The organism is Massilia sp. CT11-108 (assembly GCF_047302915.1).
Classification (GTDB): Bacteria; Pseudomonadota; Gammaproteobacteria; order Burkholderiales; family Burkholderiaceae_D; genus Telluria; species Telluria orientalis.
On sequence record NZ_JBKYMO010000781.1, the window covers coordinates 1 to 1,858 of the forward strand.

Annotated in this window: 1 protein-coding gene and 1 pseudogene; both read left to right on the top strand. The window is 69.4% G+C overall.

Going from position 1 to position 1,858, the window contains the following annotated elements; genetic code table 11:
• On the top strand, nt 1-318 hold a 318-nt coding region (locus ACEN88_RS30610), incomplete at its 5' end, for a LysR substrate-binding domain-containing protein (RefSeq protein ID WP_413345784.1).
• Between the two features lie 60 nt (nt 319-378).
• Nucleotides 379-1,778, top strand: a pseudogene (locus ACEN88_RS30615) (metallophosphoesterase family protein).
• Nucleotides 1,779-1,858 lie beyond the last annotated feature (80 nt).

Here is a 1,858-nt window from a genome sequence, read left to right on the forward strand (position 1 = left end):
TTGCTGATGTTGTCGAAGCCGATCTCCACGAGGCTCCCGGCCGCCACCAGCGGCTGCGCGAGCGCGCGCGACGTGTGGCGCGTGGACAGCTACCTCGCCACCCTGAACCTCGTGCAGGCGGGCCTCGGCTGGGCGTATCTGCCGCGCGCGCTCGCGCAGCCGCTGGTGGCGGCCGGGAGCCTCGTGGAGATCGGCTTCGACAACATCAGCAATGCGCTGCGCCTGTGGGTCGACGTCGTGTGGTCGCGCGAGCGGCCGCTGGGCCTGGGCGCGCAACGTTACGTGGACCTGATGCGCGAGGACTGGCGGATGTCATAGCCGGGTCATATTGCGTCCTTATCGTGTTGCGATTTCAATCACGCACGAAAGGACACCCAGATGATCGGATCGAACGGCCGGGCCCTCGGCGCCGTCGCAGTGGCCAGCCTGCTCGCCAGCTGCAGCTCCACGCACATCGACGAGGCGACGAAGGACGACTACGTGAAATACGCGTGGGTCGTGATGGGCGACGGCGGCAAGCCGGTCGCGCGCGCGGCCACGACGTACGGCACGTGCCCGGTGATCACGGTCGACGGCGCCGATACGCGCATGACCCTGCGCGCGGCCGCAGGCACGCCGTCGTGCGCTGCGCCGCCGCGGATTCGAAACCGTCCGCGTTCCCGCTCAACGTCTGCGAGGCGGCGGTGGCGGCGGATGCGAAAGAGGCGCACGTCGGCAGCAGGGCGCTGCCGCTGCCGAAGGCTGCGCCGCAACGCATCGTCATCCTGGCCGACACGGGCTGCCGTTTGAAGAAGGCCGACAACGCCTGGCAGTCGTGCAACGACGCCGACGCGTGGCCGCTCGCGCAGATCGCCGCAACGGCCGCGAAGCTGCGGCCGGACCTCGTCATGCACATCGGCGATTACCATTACCGCGAGAACGCCTGCCCGTCCGACATCGCCGGCTGCAAGGACAGCCCGTGGGGCTATGGCTGGGACACGTGGGAAGCGGACCTGTTCAAGCCGGCCGCGCCGCTGCTGGCCGCGGCGCCGTGGATCGTCGTGCGCGGCAACCACGAGGAATGCGCGCGCGCCGGCCAGGGCTGGTTCCGCCTGCTCGACACGCAGGCCTACGGCGCGAAGCGCACCTGCGACGATCCGGCCAACGACGCCGTCGCCAACTACACGGCGCCGTATGCCGTGCCGCTCGGGAGCGATACGCAGGTGATCGTGTTCGATTCCGCCAAGGCCGGCAAGGCGGCGCTCGCGACGACCGATCCGCAATTCCTCACGTACCAGGACGAGTTCAAGACGGTCGCCCAGCTGGCCGGCAAGGCGAAGACGACGAGCCTGTTCGTCAACCACCACCCGATCCTCGGCTACGCGCCGATCGCGGGCGGCGCGCCGGCGGGCGGCAATGCGGCGCTGCTGTCGGTGATGCGGCAGCTGAACGCGACCGCGTACTATCCGGCCGGCGTATCGCTCGCGATCCACGGCCACGTGCACGACTTCCAGGCGATCAGCTTCGCATCGAACCACCCGGCCACGTTCGTGAGCGGGAACGGCGGCGACAACCTCGACGTCGCGCTGCCCGACCCATTTCCCGCCAACGTGCCGCCGGCGCCGGGCGTGACGGTCGACCGCATCACGCACGGCAATACGTTCGGCTTCATGCTGATGGAGCGCGCGGGCAGCGGCTGGACCTACAAGGCCTACTCGAAGACGGGCACCTTGATGGCCACGTGCGCGCTGGCCAACAACCGCCTCAATTGCGACAAGGCGGGCTTCCTTGCGGGGTAAGTCAGTGATCGTCGCAGGCGTGCTGGCGGCATCCATCGCATTCGCCGGCACGCCGCAACTGCCCGCGAAGCCCTGCGCGG